The following is a 23283-nucleotide window of genomic DNA, read 5'->3' as shown; positions in this document are numbered from 1 at the left end:
TTTACAGTTTACCCATAATAACTCCAGTCGCAGGCGTTAGCCTAGCTTGTCTGGGGCATGGGTTGTCGATCGAGCGTCTGATTAATGCAATAAACTCGATCGCACTGCATTTTGTTTTTCCCCTGTGCGCGCGCCGGATCATAAGATTCAGGCCATTTGTGGAGCTGGATCGATCGATCGAACAGTGTTTTTTGCCTAAAAATTAACGAACGGAACAGCAATCTCTAATTCAAGAGTTGTGGTAAGATTTCACGCCGTCGCGCCAGATGAATTGCCGATACTTGACAACAACCATTGGGAGAATCTAAAATTAGCCGTAGAACCCGATCGCAACAGAATTTTATGGGCTCCTGTTACTGCTATAATTACAGGTTTAATCCAGCCTCAAGAATCAGATTTGTTGCTAGCTCATTTTCATGATTCGCGGTTTGCTGACAGCGGTGCATTTTATTATCAATCCGACTAAAGCCAAGATAGGTCGTAAGGTCGCCCTTTGAGTGGCGTTACATAACAAACACGTAAATTCCCAACCCAATTAACAGCCGTAAAATTCAACACAACAATGACACACTTTCCACTTATAGAATACGAGCAGCTTACCGATCCTAAAGCCAAAGCAGTGTACGAAGAAATCTTGACAGACTTGGGGTTTGGCATCGTCCCCAACCTGTTCAAGTCAATGGCAATTAACCCTGACCTATTAGAAGCAAATTGGAAAAAATTCCGGGGAACTATCCTGCAAGGAGACTTACCTCGCACGCTTAAAGAAATGGTCGGCGTCGCTATTTCCCAATCAAATAATAGCGAGTACGCTCTACAAGTTCACCTGCACGGATTGTCAGCCTTGGGGATGAGCGAAGAACTACTGCGAACCCTAGTTTCTGACTTTGCCAACTGCCCTTTGCCAAAACGTGATAAAGCCGTAATTACCTTTGGCTTGCTGGCTGCTACAAAACCCCTGGAAATGACAGAAACTGATTACCAAAACCTGCGGGATTTAGGACTTGATGATTCAGAAATTTTTGAGATTATTGCGACAGCAGACTTGTTTAGCTTTGTTAACCGATATACTGATGCAATAGCCCTCGAAATAGATGCTTTGTAATCTATATTGTATACCCATATTATGGGCGAGCGGCTAGAAGATCTAGATCGAGAAGAGCTTCTGTTGACAGCCCGCCGTTTGTTAGCAGAAGCTCAAGCGCTTTCCATCCGCATTTCCGCTGTCAACGAAGTTGCCACTGCCATTAACCGCACCCTCGATCTCAACCAGATTTTGCGGGTACTAGGCAAGCAAGCCAAATGGTTGCTAGACTTTGAACACTGTAGCGTTTGCCTGCACAGCACTAACACTTGCATGACCTTATTTGGCAGGCATATTCCTGTAGATATTGCAGCCCTCCCAGAGGGTGGCCCTATTCACAAGGCTTTCACAACTCGTCAACCTCAATTAATTCAAGAAGCGGGTGCTACTGCTATTTTATCCCCCTACGCTTCGCAAATTATCCTTCCTTTGGAAAGCGAAGGTAAGGTTTTAGGGACAATTAATTTTGCCACAACCAAGTCGAGAGCTTACACTCAAGAAGATTTACGAATTGGCTATCTTTTGGCTTTGCAACTATCTTCAGCTATCCGAAATGCTGAACGCTTTAAAGAGATAAATAGGCTGTATTCCGAACTCGATGCCGAAAAGCACAAATCCGATCAGCTACTGTTGAACGTGCTGCCGCTTGAAATTGCCGAGGAACTCAAAAATAACGGCAAAGTAGAACCACTTTATTATGATAACGTATCGGTTTTATTTACTGACTTTAAAGGCTTTACTCAGTTATCTGAAAAAATGACGCCGCGAGAGTTGGTTGACGAACTAGATTATTGTTTTTCTTATTTCGATCGCGTGATGGATAAATATTCTATGGAAAAACTGAAGACTATTGGCGACAGCTATATGTGCGCTGCAGGAATTCCTACGCCTCGCCCAACACACGCCTTTGACGCTGTACTTGCTGCCATAGAAATTCGACAGTTCATGGATTTGCGAAAATTGCAGAAAGCTCAACAAAATATCCCTTATTGGGATATCCGTATTGGCATTCATTCAGGCCCAATACTTGCTGGGGTAATTGGTCATAAAAAGTTTTCCTATGATGTCTGGGGAGATACAGTTAATACTGCATCTCGGATGGAATCTTCCGGCGTAGCTGGAAATATCAATATCTCTCACGACACGTTTGAATTAGTTAGAGATTTTTTTGAATGCGACTACCGAGGAAAAATTTATGCTAAAAATAAAGGCGAGTTGGATATGTATTTGGTTCGCCATCTTAAATAAATTTTGGAAGCGCTAATTGCTAATGGAGGATGGCAAGCCCAGCCTTTCTACACTTTTAAATTTTAGAGAAAAAGTTTTATAATTGGGAATGACTGATAACTATCCTGATTGGGTTCACCAGGCTACAGTGGCCTTTTTTTAACCGCTGTTAGATATACAAATCTAACTCAACTATGAACTCAGAATATATAAGTCGAATTTTTTTCAAAGTTCGGTATTGTATCGGATTGTCACCAGACTATATTAAAATTATCGAGTTGTAGATTTTATTTGTTAATTATTTATGCGTATTTGGCAAGCCGATTTTTACCGCCGTCCTCTCCAAGACGAAACTGGCAAACCACTGTGGGAACTCTTAATTTGCGACTCGGAAGGCAATTTTCAATTTAGCGCTGTTTGTCGCCAAGGGGACGCAAATTCTAATTGGCTAGCTTCGCAGTTGCAGCAGCAAGCTCAAACTCAGAATTTGCCCGACTTGATTCAAGTATTTAGGCCTCAGTCTCTGGGCTTAATCGAAGCTGCGGGCAAACTTTTGGGTGTCAAGGTGGAAGCGACTCGGCGCACTGCGGCTCTGAAATTGCTGCTGCAAAAACGCGCAAAAGAATATTTGAGTATGCCTAATTATACAGGTGAAACTTACAGTGCGATCGCCCTCGACTCGCCGCCGCCCGTACCCTTACCCGAAAACCTCTGGGGCGATGGCTGGCGTTTTGCTTCCCTACCCGCCGGCGACATTGAAGATGCTTTTCAAGGGCGTCCCCTGCCAATTTTGGAAATGCCAGAATTCCTGTTACCGCTGAATTTGGGCTTGGCCTCAACAGTACCCGTACCGGGAGTTGTGATTGACGGCGGGCGCCAGTCTATGCGGTTGGCTAGATGGCTTCAGGATGCCAAACCTTTCGCTTTGAATTATATTGCTGGAGAACCAGACGGATTGATATTGGAAGCTGGGTTAGTAGATAGGTGGGTTGTGGCTACTTTTGAAGATAGCGAGGTGAAAGCTGCGGCCCAAATTTACCAACAGCGCAAGCAATTAAGTAAAGGATTGCATTTTTTGTTAGTCCAGCCCGATGATAGTGGCATGACTTATACAGGCTTTTGGCTGTTGAACTATGAGCGATAAGAGGGAAATAATATTATTTGTAATGTTGATCCATCGCGCCCCGAAAAATAGTAAAACTCGGCCCCAACTCAGTTCCAGTATATACAGACTCAAACACAAATTTTAAAACAGCTTCTTGAGTTAGCAAGAGATAGTGTTGCAAATTTATTCTACAACTAAAATCAATCCGTTTTGGATGCCCTGACAAACTCGGTTGATGTGACACTGGTCTTTTTCGTTAAGACCTTTCTGGGCTAGCATGGCTGATTTCAGCAGCCGTCTGTCAAGGGGGGTAATTTGACGAAAAGCAAAAATACGCTGGACGATCGCCTCGATCGAGATTTTGGGGAGGTTAGCAGAGCTGACTGTCATGGTCTTAACACGCTAAAAATAAGTAACAGAACTATGTACCTTTATTTTTAAAGATTTTGTGAAGGCATTTTGTGATTAGAATCACATATAGTTAGTGACAAAATAGTGTATGTAGGGTGACTGTTGTCACCAAATCTTCAATTATCTTTACCCCAACTTAACGATGGCCCGATAGAATCACTGTGGTAAAACTCCAGCAGAGGGTAAAAATGGCACAAGCAAAAATCGGAATTATCGGCGGCAGCGGTTTGTATAAAATGGAGGCCCTCAAGGATATTGAAGAGGTGAAAATTGATACACCTTTTGGAGCGCCATCGGATGCCGCAATTGTGGGAACATTGGACGGTACGCCGGTAGCATTTCTGGCTAGACACGGCCGCAACCACACTTTTTTGCCCTCAGAAGTGCCTTACCGGGCAAATATTTATGCAATGAAGAGTTTGGGAGTTGAGTATTTAATCTCAGCGTCGGCGGTTGGTTCTCTGAAAGCTGAGGCGAAACCTTTAGATATGGTAGTGCCGGATCAGTTTATCGATCGCACAAAAAATCGAGTTTCTACTTTTTTTGGAGAAGGAATAGTCGGTCACATCACATTCGGCGATCCGGTTTGCGGCGAATTGGCTAAAGTATTGGCAAGTGCGATCGAATCCTTGAACCTCCCCGACGTTAACCTCCACCGGGGCGGCACTTACGTCTGCATGGAAGGCCCCGCATTTTCCACAAAAGCAGAATCCCACCTTTACCGCAGTTGGGGGGCGACAGTCATCGGAATGACAAATTTGCCGGAAGCAAAATTAGCCAGAGAAGCAGAAATTGCCTACGCAACTTTAGCATTAGTCACCGATTACGACTGCTGGCACGAAGATCACGACAGCGTAACTGTAGAAATGGTAGTTGCCAACTTGCACCGCAATGCAGCAAATGCCCAAAAAGCCATTCAAGAAACAGTACGGAGGTTAACAGAAAATCCCCCCGTTTCCGAGTCGCATTCAGCTTTAAAATATGCTATTCTGACTCGGCTCGATCAAGTGCCTGCCGCAACTAAGGAGAAAATGGGTTTGTTGTTGCAGAAATATTTGTAGTTGAAAGTGAGGCGTTGCATATTTGCGGGATGATTTTGAATTTTATCAAAGCTGAAAACCCTTATTTTTCTGCGTGGCTATAAGAGTCCCCCCTACAAGAGTCCTCCCAAAATTATGCAATGCCGTAAAATCAATATCAAATTGAGGTGAATCACTATTTGCCAATGACTGATTCTATTACGAGGGTTTTTTCTATTTATGTAATTTGACGCTAAGTAGACGCTAATAGGTTATTGAAGTGTCCTGACGCTGATCGATCTATAAGTAATTTTTTAGGTGTTATTTTACTAGGAACTTATGAGTAATAGTGCAGTTAAGCCAAATCAAATGATTGATGTTGCAGTTGTGGGTGGTGGCGTTTCTGGGGCCTACGCTGCTTGGCGGTTAGCATCTCATCACAAATCTTCTAAGATTCGTCTCTATGAATTGAGCGATCGCATTGGTGGTCGGTTACTATCAATGACAATGCCGGGGATGCCTCATGTTCAGGCTGAGTTGGGTGGGATGTATGTGACTGAATCTCAGGCTATTGTCTGGGAATTGATTAAGTTGCTGAACCTGAAGACAACGGTTGTTGACTTTAGCAGTCCGGGAGTACGGGCATATGTTCGCGATCGGCATTTGTTGATGAGTGAATTTAACCAACCTGATAAAGTACCTTATAATTTACGGCCGCATGAAGAAGGTAAAAATTATGAGGAATTGTTCGATTTGGCTGTTGGGCGGGCGATTCCAGGGAAAGAGTTAACTCCTGAATATTTTGCTTCCGATGATTGGAAGCGCGATCGCGAAACGCTGAAAATTGACGGTCAACACTTGTATGATTTGAGTATTTGGGAAGTGTTGCTGAAGGAAATTAGCAACGAGGCTTACAATCTCAGTTTGGATACGGGCTTTTTATATTCGGATTTGGGTACTTGGAATGCGGCTAGTGCGATCGCTACAAGTATGTCTCTTCCCTACAGCGATACTTGGTACATGATGGCTGATGGCTACCAAACATTACCGAAAACCCTCGCGACAGAATTTGAGAGAGAGGGTGGGGAAGTTTGCTTAAATCATCGCTTAAAAACCTTCGATCGCACTCCAGAAGGGCTGATTAGGTTAAATTTTGTCGATCGCGCGGGTCATTCCCTCCCGCCCGTGTTCGCGAAACATCTGATTTTAGCAATGCCGAAGCGATCGCTAGAACTGTTGGCCGTAGAAAATCAGCAGAATTTCCTATTTAGCAATTCAACTTTTCAAGATAATATCCAAACCGTTAGCGGCGATCCCGCTTACAAACTTTTCCTCGGTTATCATACTCCTTGGTGGCACGCACTAGATATTCATGGTGGTACTTCAGCTACAGATTTGCCGATACAAAAGTGTTACTACTTCGGTACAGAAAGCGCCCAAGGGGGCGATCCGAACAATCACAACTCCCTATTATTAAGCCTGTTTCCTGATAATATTGCTGCGGGTTTCTGGCGAACGATGGCTTATAATCCAGATGAGCCAGAAAAACGTCCCGCGTTTCGCGGAGAACTAGGCGAAACACGGGAATTGAGAGCTTTTCTGACAAGTGATGGTTCTATTGCGACAGACCCCTTAGTTCCTTCTCAGAATATGGTACGGACGGCCCAGCGACAACTCAAAGCCCTACACAATTTAGCAGATATTCCAGAACCTTATACCGCCCTTTATATCGACTGGCAAAAAGATCCCTACGGGGGTGGGTGGCACTCTTGGAACCCCCGCTGTCAGCCCTGGGAAGTGATGAAACAGATGCGACATCCGATTCATGGTGCTAATGTTTATGTCTGTGGCGAAGCCTATTCAAATATGCAAGGATGGGTGCAAGGAGCGCTGAATAGTGCAGAATTAATGTTAGAGGAAAACTTTAACTTGAGCCTGCCTGAATGGTTGCCAGCCTGTTATGATTTGGGGTCGTAAAATTCATTTTACTGTTCGCCAGACCGCAAGGGAATTCATTCCCTGGCTAATAGCTAAAGTCCTCTGAAGAGGACTGAAAAACTCATTCTACCTCGACCATATTTCTTGTGGAACAGGCATCTTGCCTGTTCAAAACTCGCTTTGTTGGAGATGTCTATTAGTCCTCTTCAGAGGACTTTCGCTTTGAGACAGGGAATTCATTCCCTGGCGGACTGACGGGCGGACGAAAGAACTGGGCGGACTGACAGCTTAAGTTGACACCAAGGGAAACTAATCACCGACTCCCCAAGATAAACTCCCCTACGGAAGATTCGGCAAAATAATCGCATCCGGCTGCTGCTGCAAATAACTCGGAATTTCCCCCGCCCACTCCCGACGGCGCGAGATTCATGGCTGTTGCCACTAAATACATGGTTTGATACAAAATCCCAACGTGCTTTAATATTAGACTATAGGCCATTGATTCATAGCCCCAAGTTACTCTCGAAAACCGAGAGGATAGCAGAATTAAAATCTGTGGTTCTACCTCTATCTGTACTGACAATCCTGCACTTTTTAGCAATGCTTCTACCTGCTTTGTTTTCCCTGAAATTTTACAAAGTTGGTGTTCTTCGGGTGCATAATAATACAAGCCAGCCTCAATATTTTCACAGGAATTGATAGCTGTATAAATCTCTAAATCGTAGCAAGCGCCTCCGGTTGGATAAGGTCTATTGCTGCAATCCATGTTATCTCTGGGGACAATCTCGCGCAATCTCGCGGAACGATAGAGAAATTCTCCTAATTGTTCGACAGTAATCGGCTTTTCTCCATGTTGCCGAATTGTCTTTCTTGATTCTAAAATTGCGGTAAACGGTCTATCTGTCTGTTTCAAGCTGTCGATGTCAGGTTTATAAAGATTGATAATCTCGTTGGAAGGTTTGGCTTTGAGTACGGGTGTGGGTTCGATTTCTCCTAAAAATCGAAAGGTTTTGCCAATCAGATTGGAATGTCTGCCGCCGCGACTGCGGGAGTGAAATAATAAATCGTGAAATTCCCATTGAGTTAGAGTTTCACTTGGTTCTAAGCTGCTATCATTGTTAACAGGTGATAGCATTTCAGCGGTTAGCAAAAAGCTGAGAAATAATCGGGCGGTGGCTTCAGAAATTCCCGGAATTTTGGTTATTAAATCGGAGATGGCTTTAGGTTGCGATAGTTCGTTGATTAAAGCTGCACTGCGCCAATCTTTGAGGATAATTTTGGCTTTGGAAAGGGGGGATTCGACAACTAAATGGGATTTTTCTGAGTGGCAATAGGCAAAGCGCGAAAGTTGATAGTTGTTATCAGTAATTGTCTCTGATAATTGCCATTTATAGGGTGTGGCTATGGGCACGGCTGTAGCGATCGCACTGCCGTCAATTTCTAAAGTATGGTAAACTAAACCCAGGATGACAAATTGTTCTAGGTAGTAGTAGAATTTAGCGAGGGCGGAACTGCCATCGGTAGCAACTACCAGTTGAGTTAGGGCTGTTTCGGTTGCGCCTGCGGTAGAAATAACTTTAATCGCGGCGACAATTCCGGGGGAGAGTTTGTTGAGGTTAAAGTCGATGTAGGGGGCTTTTAAAATTAAGTCTTTTTCGGCATCCTCTATAGAAATTTCTGGCTTAAAAGTTAGGATGATTTGGGGGATGGTTTCACTCATAATTAATCTTAAAAGAATATCGGGAATGGGTTGATTTGGTGTTCGGGGATGGGTGCATCTAGCCAGCCTAATTTCACGGGAATGTCATAAAGTCGCCCTGGTGCTAAGCGTTTCCAAAAGTGCCGCATTCCTGGTACTATAACTTTGACGACATTTAACCCAATGTCTGGCCGGGTTTGATCTAAAACAAAGGTTTCTAAGCCTAATGTTTCAGCTATTTTTACGCACTTTTCAACGTCGGCTTTTAAATCATCGCTGGCTAAGGGGGGATAGTCAGATAGTAATTTTAAAGGTTGGGAAGTATCGGGCGTTAAATAAGATTTATTTTCTAGGGTGGCGGTTTTGTACCACTCAACGGTGAGGCCGTCGGAAACTCCGTAATTTGTGCTACCATCGCTGTTAAAGGTTAATACTGCGGGTAACGATTGATTGACTTCTGTTAAAGCGCGAGACAGGGCAATTTGGGGGTCAAAATGTGCGCCAAAACCAAAAATAATATCTTCGATTTCTCTGTCGATGCGGTGAGAAAGGGCGGCAAAAACGGGGATGTTAAAATCGTTGGTGAGGTCTAAAACCCACAGATTGCGGTCTATACTTTGATAATAGTTTCTGAGTTCTTGAATGTAGGAATCGTTAAAGCTATCTAAATCAACGGCGGGGACTTTAACTTGATTGTACCACCACAAGGCAACGCTATCTCGCTCGACTAATTCCATAAATCCTTGCAAAATTGCTTCTTCTTTGGTATTGCCGGCGGCGCTACCGTTGGAGTCGGCCCAACAGTCGGGTTTTTCGGGTTTGGGATAGCCGTAATAACAGTAAGCTGTGGGTAGATATTTCACTCGTTGATTAGTTAATGACCAAATTGGTGTCCAGTCAATTTCTCGGCTGGTGTCGAAGGGTTCGGGGACTCTTTGAAAGAAGTTTTTACAGGTTCTATTCCAGTCGTGGCGAGTCCTATATTGTACTTCACTGAAACCCATGCAATCATTGGGGTGAATTGCGGTTTCTCCCATGGTTTGATAGCTGCCTTTTTTTCGGATTTCGTCGCCTTGAAATACGCCGGAATATCTCTCAATGCCTTCTCCCAAGGCGCTGGCTTTGGCTTGTTCGTCGGTTTTGCCTTTGCCGGCACTTCTGCCGCGTAAGTTTTCTTTGAGGAAGTACAAGTCATCGAACATCGTAGCGAAATTGTGGCCGGCTAAGTAGTTCGGTGTTAAAGCATTGGTTGTTTGGGGAACTTTGAGTAAACCGCGCACAACTCCGGTTATGGGACTGATTTGGCTGTCAAATTTTTGCAGGGTTTCGGTTGGGGAAAAGCCGCGATGTCCGCCATCGGCGGTAAAGGTTTTTTTCCGGCTTTGGAGGACAAAGGGCTGGATTTCTTGGGGCGGAAGTTGACCGCATTCGGGGCATTGGGGGCGTTTAGTTATAATGTGATTGGTGGTTTTGAGGGTTTTGGTGTCAAAGGCAACTATGGTGTTTTCTAAGGTTTTATTGTCGCCTTGGACAATCCATTTGGCTAGTTCTGTGGCGGCTAAATTTAAGCTTATTTGTATGGTGGAAGGTAGGTAAGCTGGGGGGTTTAATAAGGGTTTTGAGTAGTTTTTTTGACGCTGGATGAAGCTTTGGGTGGGGCGATTTGCTCTCAGGCGTTGGGCGAGACATTCCCAGCAGGCGGTGTTTTCGGGGTGGAAAATCGGACCGATCGCAATTGTGGAACTTGTAGGTTTGACGAGTAGCCAAGGGTTGCCTGTTTGAAGGGCTTTTTGGTTGAATTCGCCCAGTTCGGGTTGCAAGTAATCGTCGGCTAGGATGACGGTGATATCTGCGGTGGCCGAGGTTTGAATGCCGAGGGTTTCTAGGGCGCTGACACAAGCTTCGGCTGGGATTTGGCTGTAGGAGATGACGGCTACTTTGAGGGATTGTAGGCGGGATGTGGCTTGTTGGGGGGAGATGTTTAAAAGGGTGTAGAAGGCGGCGGTTTCTTCGGGGAGGGAGGTGTCATTTTCGATCAGGTGGCCTTGTTTTTCTAGCAGGGCTAGGGTATAGTAAATTTCTGCGGGTGAGGCTTGACCTCGCAGTTGGTTGACGATTTCGTCTGCGGTGTTGTTACCGTTAATTAAGGGGGTTAATAGTTCGTAAAGGTGGCCTGAGAGGACGAAGGAATCTGACTCGGAGATCAGGAATACTCCTACCGATTTGATGATTTCGACGGTGAAGCAATTTTTAAACTTTGGTTGGTAGAGCATCCTGAAGGGTGTTTAATATAATTTTGGGATTGATTTTAGTAAAGCGATCGCTCTTATTGCGGTTGAGATTTAGAGAGTGGCGATCGCTATAATTCAAGATAGCGCTGTAAAATCTCTTGAGCTTGGGAAAGCAGATCTGATTCAAGTTGACCGAGTTGTTGTAGTAATCTCTTTTTATCGAAAGTCATTGGGTCAACACAGACTAGCAAACTGTCTGCATCTAAACCATTTTGTGCAGATGCGGGTGCAAATATCACAGCAGCAGAAATCCGAGGATCGTGAGGACGAGCGGAGGTAAATGGCAAAACGGTGACTTTAGAGCGCCCCTCGTTAAACAGCGACCCAGAAATAACTAATGCTGGTCGCGTTTTGCGTATTTCTGTTCCGACTGACGGATCGAATCTCGCTATCCAGATACTTCCCAGTCGGTAATCGCCTGAGTCTGCCATTCCTCATCCCATCCTAAATTTAGTTCATCAATTAGCTGACAAGCATCTGCTAAAGCTTGTTTTTCTTGCTGTTTTCGCCATTGTTGCAAGAGAGATTCTATCAAAGCACTGGGGTTTGGCGCTTTTTGACTGACATAGGTAACTAAGTCATCTGGTAAGCTGATAGAGATGTTGCTCATTGGCTAATCAGAATAATTTTTTACTCTTAATTTTAGCAATAATTGTGACAAATTACAACCGCCGCGTCCTCTTGTCAAGTCCGATCGCGCTTGCCAGTTTTTATCCCCGGAAAAGCTTCCTCTCCTCAAGTTTTGTAGGGTGCGGATCTGTGAGAGGTTAAATGGAACTTGCTGTTTGACCGGTGGCGACGCACCTTACCTACGACAAGATTGTGTGTACCACAATTTGTGCGATCGCCTCCTCATTCAATCTTTTTCGTTTTAGCCCGATCGCTATTTACGGTTTCCATATTCTTAAAAATTTAAATCTATAAATTAACTATAGTCGATCGCCCGAAAAGCTAACTCTCCTCGATCGACCCCGCTGTGACTAGAGAGTTCCACTTAACCAAGCCTGCGCGATCGCCTTCGACATTTCCTGTTCGCTCGCCGTCAAATCTTGTTGCAAAACTGATATAATTATATTCCTCTGTTAGATCAACCTAATCTTGTTCTGGCAATTAATGCCGATACAGTACAACAGCCTCATCCGCTTGTCAACTGCGGAAACACCTACTCTCCTGAAGTAGCCCCGCTACGACTAACAAGCGGGGCCGAAAAACTGGCAAGCTACAGGTGCAGCCTGCGCTAAGCTAAAGGAACTTTAGGAGCAACAGACCCTAAGTCCGCCTGGTAATATCTCAGCCCGCCCATCAATCCAATTGCTAATCTGTTCGTCTGTCAGATCGTCAGGTTTGAGAGGTAGGGGTAGGACATAAATCACCGTTTCCCCTGAAGTACCTCGAAGGATGGGAACTGCATCGGGAGCCTGATTTACTTGGACTTCTACGAAATCTTCCAAAATTAACCCATTGTCTCGCAGCGTGGCTGCGGGTTCGTTGAGTAGCCGATTATATAAAGCTTCGTCCAACCATGCTTGACCAATCAGTCGGGCTATTTGTGTTTCCCAACTTCTCCAATCCTGGGGAAAAGCCATAATTTTCTCCTAGCTCCCTTTTGCGGGAAATATAGATTTTGCTGTTATTGTATAGCAGATGCGTTCTCTACAGTTTCGATCGGCAACTATTGACCGCACCCTGGTTTACAGTCGGCAAAGCCCAAGGCTTCAAAGTCTAGGAAACTGGCGATCGCCCTTTTTTGAGAAAGAGAAATAATATCATTTCCCTTTGACTGGGAATTGTATCATCCTAAATGCTGTAGGGGCGGGTTCGCCAACCATAATCGCCAAAAACAAACAATCTCGAAAACCCGCCCCACCCAACGAACAATCATCATCCACATACTAATATTCGATGCAAATTTCTGGTTGATGTGGGCGATTGGTGGGGTTGGGCGGGTTTATTTAGATTGTTGGTTATCGTTATATATTGTTGGCGAACCAGCCCCTACAGCTTTTTTATCGTGGTGCAAAATGTGAATTTTTACGGATTTTCTTGATGATACAGTGGTTTTCACTCCCGATAGGTTAATATCACTAACAAGTACAATACCAAATAGCGCACGGACTATGCTCGGACTTAACGGATATCGCATTGTACAAGAACTTCACAGCGGCGTAAAAAGTTTGGTTTATCGAGGCTACCGCGAAGCAGACCAGCAACCCGTTATCGTCAAACTCCTTAAATCCGAGTACCCCACTCTGGAAGAAGTCACCCGCCTCAGAAATGAATACAAAATTGCCCAACCCCTAGACAGTTCTAGTATCACTAAAGTCTATAGCCTAGAAAACTATCGCAATAGCTTTGCCCTAATCTTAGAAGATTTTGGCGGCTCCTCTCTCGACCAGTTACTTACTAACCAAACCTTCCCTTTAACAGAAGTTCTGAGAATTGCCATTGTCTTAATAGATGCCTTAGATTATTTGCACCGCCATTCGATTATTCACAAAGATATTAAACCGGGCAATATCATTATTAACTCTACCACAGCCGAAGTCAAACTCACTGACTTTAGCATTTCCTCCCGCCTGCAACAAGAAAATCAATCTGTGAGCAATCCCTCGGAACTGGCGGGTACTCTCGCCTATCTCTCCCCAGAACAAACGGGGCGAATGAACCGCTCCGTAGATTACCGAACCGACTATTATTCTTTAGGAGTGACTTTATACGAACTGCTGGCGGGTCAGTTACCTTTTGCCACGGTCGAGCCGATGGAATTAATACATTGTCACTTAGCTAAACAGCCTTTACCACTTTGTGAAATCAGAGAAATTCCCCAAGTTATTTCTGATATTGTAATGAAACTCTTAGCCAAAACCGCCGAAGAGAGATATCAAAGCGCAGCGGGATTAAAATTTGACTTAGAAACTTGTTTAAATCAGTTGCTTGCTACGGGAACAATAGCACCTTTTGCCATTGCCACCCGCGACAAAGGTAGCCAACTCCTGATTCCACAAAAACTTTACGGCCGCGAACAGGAAGTAATAGAATTACTAGCCGCCTTTGAAAGAATTAGCCACTCCTCTATAACCCCGACATCTATAACCCCCAACCCCCTTACTAAGGGGGCTTTAGAACCAGCAGAATCCCCTCTTACCCCAACACCTCTTACCCCCCCCTTAAGAAGGGGGGCTGGGGGGGATCAAAGCTACGCTTCAGAAGCAGAATCCTCCTCCACTCTTACCCCCCCCTTATCAAGGGGGGCCGGGGGGGATCAAAGCCATGCCGAAATGATCCTAGTATCCGGTTATTCCGGCATTGGCAAAACCGCCATCGTCAACGAAGTTCACAAACCCATTGTTCGCCAGCGGGGTTATTTCATTTCCGGCAAATTTGACCAATTTAACCGTAACATTCCCTACTCAGCCATCATCACAGCTTTTCAAGCCTTAATCAACCAATTACTCACAGAAAATGCCGGACAAATTGCCAGTTGGAAACATCAACTCTTAGATGCCCTCACCCCCAACGCCCAAGTCATTATTGATGTCATCCCCGAAGTAGAATTTATTATCGGTTCGCAGCCAGAAGTGCCACAATTAGGGCCAACAGAATCACAAAACCGCTTCAATCGAGTTTTTCAACAATTCCTCAAAGTCTTTTGTCAGCCCCAACACCCCGTTGTCCTGTTTTTAGATGACTTGCAGTGGGCAGATGCAGCCTCCCTGAAACTGATGCAACTGCTGATGAGTGACTCTGATAGCCAATTTTTGTTAATTATTGGAGCATATCGCGATAACGAAGTCAACCCCACTCATCCTTTAATTCAAACCTTAGAAAAAATCCGCGAATCCGGGGCAAATCTCAACAATATCACCGTCCAACCTTTAGCGCTAAATCATGTTAGCAAACTGATTGCCGATACTCTCAATGAATCGGCAGCCACAAAACGCATTCAATCCTTTTCCCAACTCCTGTTTAGCAAAACCCAAGGCAACCCTTTCTTTTTAACCCAACTGCTGAAAACCCTTGCCTTGGAAAACCTACTGCATTATGAAGCCAGCAGCGACAGATGGCAATGGGATATCGAGGCAATCCAAGCAATTGGCATTACCGATTTAAACGTTGTCGAACTCATTGCCAGAAACATTCAAAAACTACCAGATGTTACTCAAAAAGCCTTAAAACTTGCCGCTTGCGTTGGCAATACTTTCAACTTAGATGTTTTAGCAATTGTCAACGAAGCATCAGAATTAGTAACGGGGGCGCAGTTGTGGCCAGCGCTTCAGGCGGGTTTGATTTTGCCCCTCTCCGAAGCCTACAAAATTCCCCTGGTATTTGTCGAGTCGGAAGCTGAATCAGTGCGGCTGCAAGATGTGAAAGTAGATTACAAATTCTTGCACGACAGAGTGCAGCAATCTGCCTATTCTCTGATTCCCGAAACCGAGAAAAAATCAACTCACTTTCAAATCGGTCAATTGCTGCTGCAAAATACCACAGCAGAAGAACGCAAAAACAATATTTTTGCCCTGGTTAATCAATTAAATTTTGTTATACAGACAACCACAGAGGCATTACCGCTACTAGCCACCCAGTCAGACAACAACCTGTTAGCAGAACTTAACTTGATTGCCGGTCAAAAAGCTAAAGCCTCCGCCGCCTTTGAAGCGGCTGTTAATTATTTTAATCTCAGTTTGGGACTGCTGGCTGCCGATAGTTGGCAGAGTGATTATGACTTAACGCTGCCTATCTATGTGGAAACCGTAGAAGCTGAATATTTAAACGCTAATTTTGCACGGGCGGAACAGCTTTTAGAAGTTGTGCTGCAAGAAGCGAAAACGCTTTTAGATCGGGTGAAAGTTTATGAAGTTAAAATTCAGTCTTATATTTCTCAATACAGGTTTTCAGAAGCAATAGAGACAGGGCTGGAGGTTCTGGAAAAATTAGGGATATCGCTGTCTGAAATGTCGGAAGATCCCGGAATTTTGATTCAGGCAATTTCAAGAAAACTGGCCGAAGAAAATAAAGAAATTGAGGATTTAGCCAACCTTCCCGAAATGACATATCCTTATCACTTTGCCGCAATTCGGATTCTTTTAACAGTTACTTCGGCTGCTTATATCACGAATCCTGCTTTACTGTCGCGGCTTTTATTTGCAATGGTGGATCTCTGCTTAACTTACGGCAATCCTCCTTTAGCTGCTGGTGTGTACGTTCATTATGGTATCTTTTTGACTGCTTCTGGAGATATTGATTCAGGATATAGATTTGGTCAGTTATCTTTAAGATTGCTGGAGCAATTCAATGCCAAAAATATAAAAGCAATTGTTTTATATTGCTTTAACTCATCTATTCGACACTGGAAAGACCATGTTAGGGCAACCATAGACTCTTTGCAAGAGGCTGTTAATAGTGGGCTAGAAACCGGAAATTTAGAGTATGGCTGCTATGCAATTCTAATAAATAATCTTCATATATTCTTTGCGGGTAACGACTTAGATTTTCTGGATGTTAAAACCAGAGAGTATGTATCTTTGATTGGCAAACTCAAGCAATCTCATTCCTTTGAAGCTATTAAGATGTATCGACAACTTTACTTGAATTTACTGGGTCAGTCAAACCGACCTACTGACTTAACTGGCGATCAATATAATGAAAAAGAGGCTCTTGAAGCGGCATTACAAATGAATAATTATTATAACTTATTTTTTATATACACTTTTAAAACTTTACTTTCATATTTATTTAAAGAACGCGAAGCCACCGTTGAAAATGCTCGGCAAGCAGATAAATATCAAGCACCTGTTCGAGGGATGCTGGTGACAGCACAACTCAACTTTTACTACTCCCTCAGCCTCCTTGCTCAATATCCCCACGTCAGCGAAACCGAACAGACAGAATATCTCGAACAAGTAGCCACCAATCAACAAACAATGAGACATTGGGCTAACAATTGCCCCGCCAACTACCAACACAAATACGAGTTAGTAGAAGCAGAAAAAGCGAGAATTTTAGGAGACTACCCCGCAGCCATCACCCTCTACGATGCGGCCATCACCGGGGCCAGAGAACAACAATACACCCAAGAAGAAGCCCTCGCCAACGAACTCACCGGCGAATTTCACCTAACTCGCGGCCAAGAAAACATGGCCCGCTTCTTCCTACTAGAAGCATACTACTGCTACATCCGCTGGGGAGCCAAAGCCAAAGTCAAAGACTTAGAAACCCGATATCCGCAATTCTTCGCCAAAATCAACGCTCAAAAACCCTCAGAAACCAGCCTCACCTTAGCCACCATCATTACCAGTAGCAGCAATTCCGAAGGATTTGACTTAGCCTCCGTCTTCAAAGCCGCCCAAGCCATCTCCAGTGAAATAGTCCTCAGTGAATTGCTAGCAAAACTAATTAAAATCGCCATAGAAAATGCCGGCGCACAAACCGGATATTTGCTGCTCAAACACTCAAACACATTCACCATAGAAGCCGTCGGACAAGTCGAAGGCGACAACATCACCCTCTCACAAATCCCCCATCTGCCCCTCCCCGAAATCCTCCCCATGAGCGTCATCAACTATGTAGAAAGAACCAAAACACCTGCCGTCTTAAACAATGCTACTACCGAGGCAATGTTTGCCGCAGACCCCTATATTGTTGCCCATCAAACCAAATCCATACTCTGTACTCCCATCATCAATCAAGGTCGCTTCATGGGCGTAGTTTACTTAGAAAACAACCTAGCAGAAAAAGTATTCACCCCAGCGCGAATAGAAGTTTTAAAACTCCTATCTTCCCAGGCATCTATCGCCTTAGAAAATGCCCAACTTTATCAAACCCTAGAACAAAAAGTAGAAGAACGCACGGCACAGTTAGCCCAAGCTAATAAAGAAATATTGGTTTTGAACGATCGGCTAAAAGTAGACAACCTTCGCATGAGTGCGGAACTAGACGTAACCCGCCGCCTGCAACAAATGATTTTGCCTCAACAGCAGGAATTAGAGTCAATTGCAGGGCTAGAAATTGCTGCATTCATGGAACCGGCTGATGAAGTTGGTGGCGACTACTACGACGTACTAAATCACGGCGGTAAAGCCACAATTGGCATCGGCGACGTGACAGGACACGGTTTAGAAAGCGGCGTGTTAATGATTATGGCGCAGACAGCAATTCGCACTTTGCTGGTTCACAAGGAAACCGACCCCGTTAAATTATTGCAGACAGTCAACCAAACTCTTTTTGACAACGTAGAGCGCATGGATTCCGGTAAAAATATGAGCCTTTCTTTGCTGGAATATCGGGACAACACCCTGCATTTGAGCGGACAGCACGAAGAGGTGATTGTCGTGCGTGACGGCGGCCAAGTAGAGCGGATTGATACCATCGAGTTAGGCTTTCCCATCGCCTTGGAAGCAGATATTGCCGATTTCATTGCTTCTACTGAAATACAGTTGAATTCGGGGGATGTTGTCATACTCTACACAGATGGAATTACCGAAGCTTTTGATATGAAGAAAAATCAATACGGTATCGAGCCATTGATTGAAGTTGTTGTCCTTAACAGGGAACAGTCAGCAGCAGCAATCAAGCAAGCTGTGATTGACGACGTGCGGCGATACATCGGGGAACAAAAAGTATTTGATGACATTACTTTGGTTGTAATTAAACAGAAGTAATATCATTTCCGGTTACACCGGAATGATGTTGACTGTTGACTGTTGACTGTTCACGGCGTCAACAGTCAACAGTCAACTCGAATTTACTATTCCGATGCTAACGGATTTGATATAAGTAGGTAGGCACAAATAAACATTGCTGTATAACCGAATGTACAACTGCCCGAACAGAAAGCCAATAGCTTCGTTTCACTCGCTTTTGACTACTTAAAGCAGATTCCCGGTTTATGAAGTACCCCCGCCTATCCTTCTATCCCCGGAAAAGGCAAAAACCTTTGTCCCTACACTTCATGAACCTGGAATAGGCTGTATGTATTTTCCCACTCATTTGCTTAGTTCCGCTCAATTAATCAACTGCTTGAATGCGTCGTGTTCGCGAATCTTCTCCAAATCAGCTTCACTTTTTGCCAACTCTTTACATACATTCGGATTGAGATTGAGGGCGCGCTTTAAATTTTCAATTGCTAATTCAATTTTACCTTGTAGGGCATAACATCTGGCTTTGTTGTACCAAATTCTGTAAAAGTCAGGCCGAATTTTAGCAGCATTGTCGTAGGAAGCGATCGCAGCTTCGTATTTTTGCAATTTGGAGAGTGCAACGCCTCGATTGTTCCAAGCGTCAGTATAATCATTTTTAATTTGTAGGGCTTGATTGTAAGAAATTACGGCTTGTTCGTACTCCTGCATTTTGGAAAATGCAACGCCTCGGTTGTTCCAAGCATCGGCATAATCTGGTTTGGCTTGAATTGCTTGTTCGTAACAGCCGATCGCCTCCTGGTACTTCTGCAACTCCAACAATACCACGCCTCGATTGTTCCAAGCATCGGGATAATTGGGGCGAATTGTAGTAGCTTGTTCGTAAGAGGCGATCGCCTCTGGATACCGCTGCATTCTCGTGAGCACTACTCCTCGGTTATTCCAAGTATCGGCTAAATCCGGCTGAATTTGCAGGGCCTGATCGTAAGCCGCGATCGCATCTTGATAACGGTTTTCAAAGAAACAAGCATCTCCCTGTTTAGCATAGTCGCCCGCAGTCAATAACTTTTGGTAATTGCCATAGTTAACCGGAGCAAATTCTTGAATTTGGGCATCGGGGAATAACAAGTCTGTTTCTGCCTCTGCCGGGTGACTTTGCTGTTGAATTTCGCCTAAGATAGTTTCAGCGTCCGAAATTAATAGTTTTAATTGAGAGATTGTATCGTAATGGAGACTTTCTATTTCTTGGCGAGCAATTGTTGTCTGCTTGGACAATTTGCTCAACAGAAACCAAACCCCGACTCCGGCTGCTGTCGGAAACAAAGTTAAGGCAATTATTAGCCCGTTCAGCAGTACCGCCGTGCGCCCAAAAGCAATGTCAACTTCTTCTTGAACTCGATCGCGGATTTCTTCTTTAAGTGGCTGCTGTGAGAATTGCTGCTCAACCAACAGTGCCGGCCTCGGTTCAGAGGCAGAAACGCTATTGGCGCAGACTAGAATAGTTGAAAGGGCGATCGGGCTAATACTTTTTCTAAAGATACTTGACAAACGCATTGCCTTAGTGATACGCACCTGAGTTGCGATTTCCATGTGTCAAGAGATGCTGATAACGATGATCCCAGACTAGCCCATTTGTTCATAAACTATTAAATACAGGATATCTGTTGTGCAGTCCCCTCCGATCAAATTGCTGACGCAAGAATTGCTAGACGAAGTTGCCGCTTCCTCCCGGCGCAGTCCCCGCCAGCGACAAAACTACAATTTCCACGATTTGTCTGAAAAAGTGCAGCGGTTTGTCAACGTGCTGCAACCAGGCACTTACGTCCGCCCTCACCAACACCTGCGCCCGCCTGCAGTTAACGGTTTTGAGTTTTTTGTGGTGATTCAAGGCGAAGTCGGTATTGTTATTTTGAACGAAAACGGTCAAATCCTGCGCTCCTTGCGAGTCAGCGCTGCGGGCCCGACTCGCGCTGTCGAACTGCCAGAGGGCACTATTCACACGTTAGTAGCTTTGACACAGGATACTGTGATTTTGGAGTTTAAGGAAGGGCCTTACGACGTGGGGGCCGATAAAGACTTTTTGGCAGGTTTTCCGGCTGAGGGAACTGCAGAGGCGCGAGAATTAGTCCTGATTTGGGAAGCGGAATTTAACACTTGACTAATGACTGTTGACTGTTGACTGTTAAATGTTGACTGTTAAAAATCTCAACTCTCAAATCTCAAATCGATGGGCTGATTACTAATTACTGATGAATCTAATTGTCGTCATCCGATTGTATAAATCGGGGGCGGTACGAATGATTTTTCTCAGGAGCTCATCCGTCACCCAAAAGACGAGGGGAAACGAAAATTTTTTGCTGAATTCGCTGCATAATAGGTTGGTAGAAATGAGCAATCGATCGATCGCCTCCACTGATTCCAAACCGAGGAGCATTAAAGCAGGAGGCTTTTCGCCGTCTATTTCTGCTGCAATTGTCGTGTAGAGAGTTGTCGCCGATTTGGGCAAAAACAGTTGCCGCGGTTTCACGGGACAATGTACTTGCAGCCGATCGACTATTTGCTGCCGCAAAGTTAGCGAGTTACAGTTGACTAAAACGAAAGAAAAGTAACCTTGGGAAAGACGGAGCGCCCGCATTAAAGTTGAGAACGACCGCTCGTTATATTTAGCTGATTCGTACTTAGCTGCATCGTCTTTAGCTGTATTTTCTGAGCTTTGCTCGACAAACATAAATTGCATATTTTTTATCTAGTTTTAGAGATTTTCTAGATTAAATGATCTTTCTAAAGAAAATGTGAATATCGGAAATTTATTTTTCGTTTAAAAACTTTGGGTAAATATACCATGGTTTTAAATTAATATCAATAGTCTGATCGAAATAGTCCGATCGACAGATTTGGCTTGCACAACTCAAAAAGCACCTGCGACGGCACAACAAAAGTATAGCTGCAGGCAGAAGGAAGAGCATATTTCGCAATGGTTTCAGCAATTAATAACGTTCTAAATATCTGGCACGATTGCTAGGTAAAATGTAATTAAAAATACAAAAAATCACCTGAAATTCTCAGCCAGTGGCAAAGTAAACCAAAAACTTGCCCCTGCACCGGGAGTGCTAATTACCCCAATTTGGCCGCCGTGAGCACCTATAATTTGCCGACAAAGATAGAGACCCAAACCCAAACCAACCGAGTGTCGGGATTGATCGCCCCTAACGTAAAGGTCAAAAAGATGTTCGCACTGTTCCGGCAATATTCCCGCCCCGTCATCTTCCACGGTACAATAAATCATCCTAGCTCCGGGATTGGGGATTGGGGATTGTGGATTGGTAATGGGGGATTGTGGATTGGTAATCGGTAACTTGTCGGTGTCTTGCTTTGCTGTGCTTTGATTTATAATTAATTTATCCGCCTGGATTACTTGAGCCGAAACTGTTAAACTCAATCCCGGTAGATTGTGTTTCAAAGCATTAGAAATTAAATTGGATAACACGCGCCACAACTGAGTTTTGTCAGCATTCACGGCTGGCAAATCATCCGGAACCAAATTTTTAAAAGTAGCTTTACCCTCATTCATTAAAGGCTCCAAATCTGTCGCAGCAGCTTCAACTAGCGCCCTCAAATCAACCGATTTGCAGTGCAAAACAAAACCGCGCAATTCCCCGGCGTGAACTTCCAACAGCGAATTTATCAAGCGCAATTGCTGCTCGCTACCTTGAATCATCCGCTCCAAAATAGAACGGGGAATTGCGATCGAATCCCCAGGTTTCGTCTGCCAATTTTTCAGCACCATTAACATTCCCGCCACCGGGTTTCGCAAGTCGTGAGAAAGAGCGTGGATAAACATCCGCAGCGATTCTTGTGCCTGTTTGCGCTGCGTGATATCCTCAATTAAACCCTCATAATAAAGCACGGCGCCGCTGCTGTCCCGTACCGCCCGCGCCTTCTCAGAAATCCAGACAATACTGCCGTCTGAGCGGTAAATTTTAGATTCAAAATCCGATACTGTGCCGCTTTCCTCTATCGCTCGCAAAAACTCCTTTCTGCGAGCCGGATCGACGTACAACTGCCGCTCAATATCAGTAAACTTTGCTGTCACTTCTTCGGGAGAATCGCAGCCGTAAATCCTCGCCAAAGCTGGATTTGCAGTAATATAACGACCATCGGGAGTGCTTTGAAAAATTCCCTCGCCGGCATTCTCAAAAATGCTGCGGTACTTCGCCTCCGCCACCTCCAACTGCTGGTAAGCAGATTCCAACTCACGCCTGGTACTAAACTCTTTCCGTTGCAGACATTCGTACCAATAAACCGACAAATCGCAAATCAAACAAATCCAAAACAAATATAAGTACAACCCGGTCAACTTAAAAGGAGTATACTTAGCAAAACTTAGATTTAAAACCAAATTTATCCCGACGTGGCAACACAAAACGCCGAGTTGAGAAATCAGGTGGAGGCGCCAGCGGACGGGGATCAGCGTAGCTTGGATCAAAAACGCTAAAATCCAAGTAAAAATTGGTAATTCCCCGGCTTGTGCGACAGCTAGCCCAAGCTGTACAACCACAGTCAGCGACCACGAAAAAGCCAAAAATAGCAAACCGGGATAGCGCTGTCCAAAGGAGGTTTTTTGCAACACAAAACAGGTCAACAAACCCAATTCTACAGCAGCGCTCGTGTACAAATAAACACTTTCAAACTCCTGGTGAGCGAAGAATCTTTCGCCTAGAAAATAGACCGTTATTGTGAAGGCAAAAAAGATGGCAATTCCGACTGCAGGGCGCAGCCGCTCTCGGAGGAAGCGATCGCGCCACACCTCGTAAACCGTTAACGCCTGAACGGATTTTGCATTGCCCAAATAGTTCATAGCATTTTAGATTTTAG

17 protein-coding genes are annotated in these 23283 nt (G+C 44.5%); 8 read left to right on the top strand and 9 right to left on the bottom strand.

What is annotated here, in order from left to right; genetic code table 11:
• Positions 1-238: 238 nt before the first annotated feature.
• The 4 genes from QUA45_RS05100 (at position 239) to QUA45_RS05085 (ending at position 3455) form a co-directional block, all read left to right on the top strand.
• Positions 239-466 carry a hypothetical protein gene (locus tag QUA45_RS05100; RefSeq protein WP_333095120.1) on the top strand — a complete coding sequence of 76 codons (228 nt, stop codon included), beginning with the start codon at positions 239-241 and terminating at the stop codon, positions 464-466.
• 96 nt (positions 467-562) lie between these two features.
• Entirely contained in the window at positions 563-1105 is a 543-nt protein-coding gene (locus QUA45_RS05095; RefSeq protein WP_333095122.1) for a peroxidase-related enzyme, read from the top strand.
• A gap of 21 nt (positions 1106-1126) precedes the next feature.
• Positions 1127-2332, top strand: coding sequence for an adenylate/guanylate cyclase domain-containing protein (locus QUA45_RS05090; RefSeq protein ID WP_333095124.1), 1206 nt, complete (start codon positions 1127-1129; stop codon positions 2330-2332).
• A gap of 283 nt (positions 2333-2615) precedes the next feature.
• Positions 2616-3455, top strand: coding sequence for a Tab2/Atab2 family RNA-binding protein (locus QUA45_RS05085; RefSeq protein WP_333095126.1), 840 nt, complete (start codon positions 2616-2618; stop codon positions 3453-3455).
• 144 nt (positions 3456-3599) lie between these two features.
• On the opposite strand, the gene QUA45_RS05080 is transcribed toward QUA45_RS05085, so the two are convergent.
• On the bottom strand, positions 3600-3806 hold the full coding sequence (locus tag QUA45_RS05080) for a hypothetical protein (protein WP_333069727.1): 207 nt from the start codon (positions 3804-3806) through the stop codon (positions 3600-3602).
• A gap of 209 nt (positions 3807-4015) precedes the next feature.
• Between QUA45_RS05080 and QUA45_RS05075 the strand changes: the two genes are divergently transcribed.
• On the top strand, positions 4016-4888 hold the full coding sequence (locus QUA45_RS05075) for an S-methyl-5'-thioadenosine phosphorylase (protein ID WP_333219797.1): 873 nt from the start codon (positions 4016-4018) through the stop codon (positions 4886-4888).
• A gap of 297 nt (positions 4889-5185) precedes the next feature.
• Positions 5186-6823 (top strand): FAD-dependent oxidoreductase, encoded by a 1638-nt coding sequence (locus QUA45_RS05070; protein ID WP_333219795.1) that lies wholly within the window; start codon positions 5186-5188, stop codon positions 6821-6823.
• A 274-nt stretch (positions 6824-7097) separates the two neighbouring features.
• On the opposite strand, the gene QUA45_RS05065 is transcribed toward QUA45_RS05070, so the two are convergent.
• From QUA45_RS05065 to QUA45_RS05045, 5 genes are all read right to left on the bottom strand, one after another.
• Positions 7098-8504, bottom strand: a complete 1407-nt coding sequence (locus QUA45_RS05065; RefSeq protein ID WP_333219793.1) for a SagB family peptide dehydrogenase — start codon at positions 8502-8504, stop codon at positions 7098-7100.
• 8 nt (positions 8505-8512) lie between these two features.
• On the bottom strand, positions 8513-10756 hold the full coding sequence (locus QUA45_RS05060; protein ID WP_333219791.1) for a TOMM precursor leader peptide-binding protein: 2244 nt from the start codon (positions 10754-10756) through the stop codon (positions 8513-8515).
• Positions 10757-10842: 86 nt separating this feature from the next.
• On the bottom strand, positions 10843-11205 hold the full coding sequence (locus QUA45_RS05055; protein WP_333219789.1) for a type II toxin-antitoxin system PemK/MazF family toxin: 363 nt from the start codon (positions 11203-11205) through the stop codon (positions 10843-10845).
• A complete protein-coding gene (locus QUA45_RS05050) occupies positions 11163-11384 on the bottom strand; it encodes a hypothetical protein (RefSeq protein ID WP_333095132.1) in 222 nt (73 codons plus the stop codon). The genes QUA45_RS05055 and QUA45_RS05050 overlap by 43 nt, the downstream gene beginning before the upstream one ends.
• A gap of 643 nt (positions 11385-12027) precedes the next feature.
• A complete protein-coding gene (locus QUA45_RS05045; RefSeq protein ID WP_333148390.1) occupies positions 12028-12360 on the bottom strand; it encodes a hypothetical protein in 333 nt (110 codons plus the stop codon).
• A gap of 531 nt (positions 12361-12891) precedes the next feature.
• Between QUA45_RS05045 and QUA45_RS05040 the strand changes: the two genes are divergently transcribed.
• Positions 12892-18432 (top strand): protein kinase domain-containing protein, encoded by a 5541-nt coding sequence (locus tag QUA45_RS05040; protein ID WP_333219787.1) that lies wholly within the window; start codon positions 12892-12894, stop codon positions 18430-18432.
• A 342-nt stretch (positions 18433-18774) separates the two neighbouring features.
• Here the strand turns inward: QUA45_RS05040 and QUA45_RS05035 are convergent, their stop codons facing one another.
• Complete coding sequence (locus QUA45_RS05035) at positions 18775-19980, bottom strand: tetratricopeptide repeat protein (RefSeq protein ID WP_333219785.1); 1206 nt, start codon at positions 19978-19980, stop codon at positions 18775-18777.
• Positions 19981-20074: 94 nt separating this feature from the next.
• Here QUA45_RS05035 and QUA45_RS05030 point away from each other — a divergent pair, with 94 nt between their 5' ends.
• Positions 20075-20566, top strand: coding sequence for a WbuC family cupin fold metalloprotein (locus QUA45_RS05030; protein WP_333095138.1), 492 nt, complete (start codon positions 20075-20077; stop codon positions 20564-20566).
• 81 nt (positions 20567-20647) lie between these two features.
• On the opposite strand, the gene QUA45_RS05025 is transcribed toward QUA45_RS05030, so the two are convergent.
• Both QUA45_RS05025 and QUA45_RS05020 read right to left on the bottom strand, forming a co-directional pair.
• Positions 20648-21145, bottom strand: coding sequence for a hypothetical protein (locus tag QUA45_RS05025; protein ID WP_333095139.1), 498 nt, complete (start codon positions 21143-21145; stop codon positions 20648-20650).
• A gap of 312 nt (positions 21146-21457) precedes the next feature.
• Positions 21458-23266, bottom strand: coding sequence for a PAS domain-containing sensor histidine kinase (locus QUA45_RS05020; RefSeq protein ID WP_333219783.1), 1809 nt, complete (start codon positions 23264-23266; stop codon positions 21458-21460).
• Positions 23267-23283: the final 17 nt, after the last annotated feature.

Origin of the sequence: Microcoleus sp. Pol12A5 (assembly GCF_036701435.1) — a bacterium.
In the GTDB taxonomy this organism is placed as follows: Bacteria; Cyanobacteriota; Cyanobacteriia; order Cyanobacteriales; family Microcoleaceae; genus Microcoleus.
Note: the sequence above shows the minus strand (reverse complement) of the source record. Positions and strands in the feature narration are given on the sequence as shown.

Excerpts from the sequence above, each read along its gene's own strand:
- QUA45_RS05095 (WP_333095122.1), top strand. The coding sequence starts at position 563 with ATGACACACTTTCCACTTATAGAATACGAGCAGCTTACCGATCCTAAA.
- QUA45_RS05090 (WP_333095124.1), top strand. The coding sequence starts at position 1,127 with ATGGGCGAGCGGCTAGAAGATCTAGATCGAGAAGAGCTTCTGTTGACA.
- QUA45_RS05085 (WP_333095126.1), top strand. The coding sequence starts at position 2,616 with ATGCGTATTTGGCAAGCCGATTTTTACCGCCGTCCTCTCCAAGACGAA.
- QUA45_RS05080 (WP_333069727.1), bottom strand. The coding sequence starts at position 3,806 with ATGACAGTCAGCTCTGCTAACCTCCCCAAAATCTCGATCGAGGCGATC.
- QUA45_RS05075 (WP_333219797.1), top strand. The coding sequence starts at position 4,016 with ATGGCACAAGCAAAAATCGGAATTATCGGCGGCAGCGGTTTGTATAAA.
- QUA45_RS05070 (WP_333219795.1), top strand. The coding sequence starts at position 5,186 with ATGAGTAATAGTGCAGTTAAGCCAAATCAAATGATTGATGTTGCAGTT.
- QUA45_RS05065 (WP_333219793.1), bottom strand. The coding sequence starts at position 8,504 with ATGAGTGAAACCATCCCCCAAATCATCCTAACTTTTAAGCCAGAAATT.
- QUA45_RS05060 (WP_333219791.1), bottom strand. The coding sequence starts at position 10,756 with ATGCTCTACCAACCAAAGTTTAAAAATTGCTTCACCGTCGAAATCATC.
- QUA45_RS05055 (WP_333219789.1), bottom strand. The coding sequence starts at position 11,205 with ATGGCAGACTCAGGCGATTACCGACTGGGAAGTATCTGGATAGCGAGA.
- QUA45_RS05050 (WP_333095132.1), bottom strand. The coding sequence starts at position 11,384 with ATGAGCAACATCTCTATCAGCTTACCAGATGACTTAGTTACCTATGTC.
- QUA45_RS05045 (WP_333148390.1), bottom strand. The coding sequence starts at position 12,360 with ATGGCTTTTCCCCAGGATTGGAGAAGTTGGGAAACACAAATAGCCCGA.
- QUA45_RS05040 (WP_333219787.1), top strand. The coding sequence starts at position 12,892 with ATGCTCGGACTTAACGGATATCGCATTGTACAAGAACTTCACAGCGGC.
- QUA45_RS05025 (WP_333095139.1), bottom strand. The coding sequence starts at position 21,145 with ATGCAATTTATGTTTGTCGAGCAAAGCTCAGAAAATACAGCTAAAGAC.
- QUA45_RS05020 (WP_333219783.1), bottom strand. The coding sequence starts at position 23,266 with ATGAACTATTTGGGCAATGCAAAATCCGTTCAGGCGTTAACGGTTTAC.